This window comes from Desulfuromonas sp. CSMB_57 (assembly GCF_020194955.2).
Classification (GTDB): domain Bacteria; phylum Desulfobacterota; class Desulfuromonadia; order Desulfuromonadales; family Syntrophotaleaceae; genus JAFCIY02.
This window is the reverse complement of sequence record NZ_JAFCIY020000081.1, coordinates 1-4,619: the sequence shown is the minus strand read 5'-3', so window position 1 is coordinate 4,619 and position 4,619 is coordinate 1. Positions and strand designations below refer to the sequence as shown.

The window sequence follows — 4,619 nt, the reverse complement described above, 5'->3', positions numbered from 1 at the left end:
CCGTGTCCTCTGTGCCTCGAGCGTAGCGGGTGGTGAGATCAGACTTTGGGTTTAAGGTGTTATCTGCTTTTATCTGCGTGCATCTGCGGCAAAAAAGGATTGTAGGTTTTGCCTTTCTCAGATTGTAACTCCGTGTCCTCTGTGCCTCGAGCGTAGCGGGTGGTGAGATCAGACTTTGGGTTTAAGGTGTTATCTGCGACAATCTGCGCAATCTGCGTCCAGGGTTTTTGGATTTAAAGTCAAAGGCTGTTGAGTCGCAGATGGCCGCAGATGAACGCAGACAAGGTCTTAAACCGAAATATTAATCTATAATTGACGGAGTTGAACATTGATCACTGCAGATGAAATTCTCGGAGGCCAGCAAAAGATTGCCGTCGTCGGCCTCGGTTATGTCGGTTTGCCCCTGGCCATCGCCCTGGCCAAAAAAGCCCGTGTGGTCGGTTTCGATATCAGCCGGCGCAAGGTGGAGCAGTTGCGCCGGGGCTATGACGCCACGGGCGAGGTCGAGGCTGCAGAGCTGGCCCAATCCACCATCGAGCTGACGGACGATGCCGCGCGTCTGCGCGAAGCCTCCTTCCTCATCGTCACCGTGCCCACGCCCATCGACGATCACAAAAAACCCGACCTGCGGCCCGTGGAGTCGGCCTCGCGCCTCATCGGCCGGAATCTGGCGCCCGGTTCCATCGTGGTCTACGAGTCCACCGTCTATCCCGGCGTCACGGAGGATATCTGCGTGCCCCTGCTGGAGCAGGAGTCGGGCCTGAAGTGCGGCGCGGGGTTCAAGGTCGGCTATTCGCCGGAGCGCATCAACCCCGGCGACAAGGTCCACACCGTGGACAAGATCGTCAAGGTGGTGGCCGGCCAGGATGAGGAGACCCTGGAGACCGTGGCCCGGGTGTACGCCGCCGTGGTCACCGCCGGAGTGCACCGCGCCTCCAGCATCAAGGTGGCGGAAGCCGCCAAGGTCATCGAGAACACCCAGCGCGATCTGAACATCGCCCTGATGAACGAATTGGCCATCATCTTCAACAAGCTCGACATCCCCACCCGCGACGTGCTGGCGGCGGCGGGCACCAAGTGGAACTTCCTGAATTTCACGCCGGGCCTGGTGGGCGGCCACTGCATCGGCGTCGACCCCTTCTATCTGACCTTCAAGGCCGAGGAGATGGGCTATTATCCCCAGGTCATCCTGGCCGGCCGGCGCATCAACGACGGCATGGGCAAGTACGTGGCGGAGAACACCGTCAAGCAGCTGATCCGCGCCGGCAAGGCGGTGAAGGGGGCGCGGGTGCTGGTGCTGGGCCTGACCTTCAAGGAGAACGTGCCGGACATCCGCAATACCAAGGTGGTGGATATCATTTCCGAGCTGCGGGATTACGAGGTGGAGGTGCTGGTGCACGATCCGGTGGCGGATCCGGTGGAGGCCCGGGAGGAGTACGGGCTGGAACTGGTGGGGTTGGATGCGGTGGGCCAGGTGGACGGAGTGGTTTTGGCGGTGGCGCATGAGGTGTTTAGGGGGATTTCGGTTGAGCGGTTGCACGAGCTTTGTGGGAATGGGAATGGGTGTGGGGTGGTGGTGGATGTGAAGGGGATGCTGGACCGCCCGGCCATTGAAAGCAAGGAACTTTGGTATTGGGGATTGTAGGCAGAGAAGGTGTCGGACGGGGTGGGAGTCGGCGCCGGGTGACGGGGCCACCGCTGGTTGACTTATTACCCTTAAAGGGTTATTGTTTGATGGAGAAACGGAAGCCTCATTACAACCTGCTTGAGATCCAGGCGCAAATGGCAACTGTTTCGGGTCTACGGATGACGTTGACGGCCCGAAATGATGCTCTCCTTGTGGGGATCACTGCTCAGGCTGCCGTGTCGATCATTCAAGCTCTGAAATCTGGCTGCTTCTACAAATCCATGACGACCCTTCACGACTCGTCCATTTGGCAGGACGTTTACCACGGGACGTGGCGGGGAGGGCAGCTATACATCAAGTTTCAGAGGGATGAGATCGGCTATTTCACCATCTCTTTTAAGGAGTTATAATCAATGACCGCAACACGTCATGCGCCTCTTTCGGTCTGCCCCGCCTGTTCAGGACCCCTGGTCCGAGAGGTGCGGACCAGCCGCTTTGAATACCGCGGTGAGAGTCTGGATTACGAACAGCCAGGTGATTGGTGCACGGAATGCGGTGAGGCTGTTCTGTCAGGTGAGGACATGAGCGCGACTGAGACTTTACTCGTCGATTTCATGTCGAGGGTTGATCAGGCGCAGGCGTCGGAGTTAAGTCGTATCCGTCGAAAGCTGAAGCTGACCCAGAGGCAGGCGGCGGCGCTGACCGGCGGCGGGCACAACGCGTTCTCCCGCTACGAGCGGGGCGAAGCGAAGCCACTCCCTGCGGTAATCCATCTTTTCCGGCTGCTTGACCGGCATCCCGAACTTCTGGATGAGCTCAAAACCCGGAGGGGGTAAGTTACGGATTGCAGAAAGGTGCCCCATTATTTTGTCGGGAGAAGGTCCGAAGGTCACCCAGGGTTTGACTCAATTAAACACTGTCCCCGGAACGTCTAATAAGAGGTGGCGTTGAAAGACCAATGCTATAAGAACATGGCTGCTGAAGGGGCTTGGGAGCGGTATTTGGAAAAGCAGAGGCGAGAGATACCCTCGCGTTTGACAAACAAAGAAATACGAAAAATCGATGAAGATTTTGGGTTGGGGCAAATCAATTCAATTGAGGACATTATTATATAGAGATCATCTATGTCTAGGCGTACCGATACCCTCTACCTTCGGGATATCACAACCGGGGCTTGTGGTTGAACTCTAAAGAAGCTTGTGGGTTTGGTCTTTCTCAGATTGTACCTCCGTGTCCTCTGTGCCTCGAGCGAAGCGGGTGGTGAAACAGATGTTAGTTTTTAAGGGTTTTGAATCAAGGTCAAAGGCTTATTAGCCGCAGATGAACGCAGATACACGCGGATAAGGTCAAGGGCAAGAGCAGGTATTACCACCCGTTCGCTGCGCTCACTCGAGCCACAGAGGACACAGAGGAAAAGCAGGAGAAAACCTTTAAGGACTGGGCTTTGGGTTTAAACCCTAGTAAAGATTTCATCTGTGTTCATCTGCGTGCATCTGCGGCTAAAAAAGGTTGTGGATTTCGAGCGAAGCGAGTGGTGAAAAAACGGTTTTGAAGCGTTTTCGGCCGGGTGGCCATTATGCAGAGGATTGATCCATCGACATGCTGCCAACGGTACGGATTCCAGGAATGGTACGCACTATTTTTCCGGGAGAATGTCCGAATGTCAGACCCCGGGATACTTTCCGGTCCCGAATCCCCGATTGCGGAAACCAATGGTGAAGGGCGGGTCTTGCAATAATACCAATAGGTGGGATATTATTTGCAATGTCATGGAATGTACTGTTCACAAAAAAGGCGGCAAAACAGTATGGAAAGCTGCCAAGGACAATACGTGACAGCATCGCTGCCCTAATCATGGAAATACGGCTCAGCGGCCCGGTGCGCGGCAACTGGCCAAATTATTCAAAGTTGTCTGCATTGGAGCATCACTGTCATGTCAAAAAAGGTCAGCCAACTTACGTTGCGGTTTGGCGTGAAGATAAGGGGCAGGTCAGGCTTGTGGAGGTGATATATGTCGGCACTCACGAAAAAGCGCCCTACTGAAGAACAGCTTGAAGTCCGTTTTCGGGGAACCCCGAGGCAGATAGCCAAGTTGCGTAGTGTGGCTAAAGCCTTGAAGGTGAAAGATCTCACTGACTTGGCCCTGGATCTGGACGAAAAGGAATTTTACAGTATCGAAGATCTGTTGCCGGAGACAGCCTGGAACAGTGGCGGCGTCTGCATTCGTGGCAGTCGGGGTAAGGAGGGGTTGACCCAGAAGCAGCTTGCCGAGTTGACCGGAATTGCCCAACATCACATCAGCGAGATGGAAAATGGCAAGCGGCCCATCGGTAAAGAAACCGCAAGGAGGCTGGCCGCTGCACTTAATGTCGATTACCGGGTTTTTTTGTAGCCCGTCCGGCTGTGTACGTTGTCCGACGACTTCGGCAGGAAGCTAGCGAAGGATTCAAATATGGAACGCATTGTTCAGATCCATATCGAAAAACTTCCTGAAGGTGTTTATCTCGCCACCTCGGATGATATTCAGGGACTGGTGGCGCAAGGTCGCACGGTCAACGAAACCCTGGAAATTGCCCGTGACGTTGCCAGGCGGCTTTTGCAGGCTCAGGCAGAGCGCAAGGAGAAACCAAAGCTCAGTTTTTGAGTGCCAGGAAAAGTGAATAATAGCCATATCCGTGTCCTCTGTGCCTCGAGCGAAGCGGGTGGTGAAACAGGTTTTAGTTTTTAGGGTTTTATCTGCGAACATCTGCGCAATCTGCGTCTAAGGGTTTTGATTCTGGGTCAAGGACATGTTTAGCCGCAGATGAACGCAGATACACGCGGATAAGGGCAAGGTCAAGGGCAAGAGCAAAGGCAAGTTTTACCACCCGTTCGCTGCGCTCACGCGAGCCACAGAGGACACAGAGGAAAAGCAGGAGAAAACCTTAAAGGAAGGTTGTTGATTACGAAGGTCGCTGGTGGATAGATCAAGGTGTTAAGGAGTAATCATATG

General features: G+C 54.6%; 5 protein-coding genes. All 5 read left to right on the top strand.

What is annotated here, in order from left to right; genetic code table 11:
* Positions 1-328 precede the first annotated feature (328 nt).
* The 5 genes from JQN68_RS14305 to JQN68_RS14285 all read left to right on the top strand — a co-directional run bounded on the left by JQN68_RS14305 (position 329) and on the right by JQN68_RS14285 (position 4,271).
* Entirely contained in the window at positions 329-1,645 is a 1,317-nt protein-coding gene (locus tag JQN68_RS14305; RefSeq protein WP_249621278.1) for a nucleotide sugar dehydrogenase, read from the top strand.
* Between the two features lie 89 nt (positions 1,646-1,734).
* Positions 1,735-2,037: a type II toxin-antitoxin system MqsR family toxin gene (locus JQN68_RS14300; RefSeq protein ID WP_225073869.1), complete on the top strand. Its 303-nt coding sequence runs from the start codon at positions 1,735-1,737 to the stop codon at positions 2,035-2,037.
* 3 nt (positions 2,038-2,040) lie between these two features.
* Positions 2,041-2,463 (top strand): type II toxin-antitoxin system MqsA family antitoxin, encoded by a 423-nt coding sequence (locus JQN68_RS14295; protein ID WP_225073870.1) that lies wholly within the window; start codon positions 2,041-2,043, stop codon positions 2,461-2,463.
* Between the two features lie 1,175 nt (positions 2,464-3,638).
* Positions 3,639-4,019: a helix-turn-helix domain-containing protein gene (locus tag JQN68_RS14290; protein ID WP_225073926.1), complete on the top strand. Its 381-nt coding sequence runs from the start codon at positions 3,639-3,641 to the stop codon at positions 4,017-4,019.
* Positions 4,020-4,079: 60 nt separating this feature from the next.
* Positions 4,080-4,271, top strand: coding sequence for a type II toxin-antitoxin system HicB family antitoxin (locus JQN68_RS14285; RefSeq protein ID WP_225073925.1), 192 nt, complete (start codon positions 4,080-4,082; stop codon positions 4,269-4,271).
* Positions 4,272-4,619 lie beyond the last annotated feature (348 nt).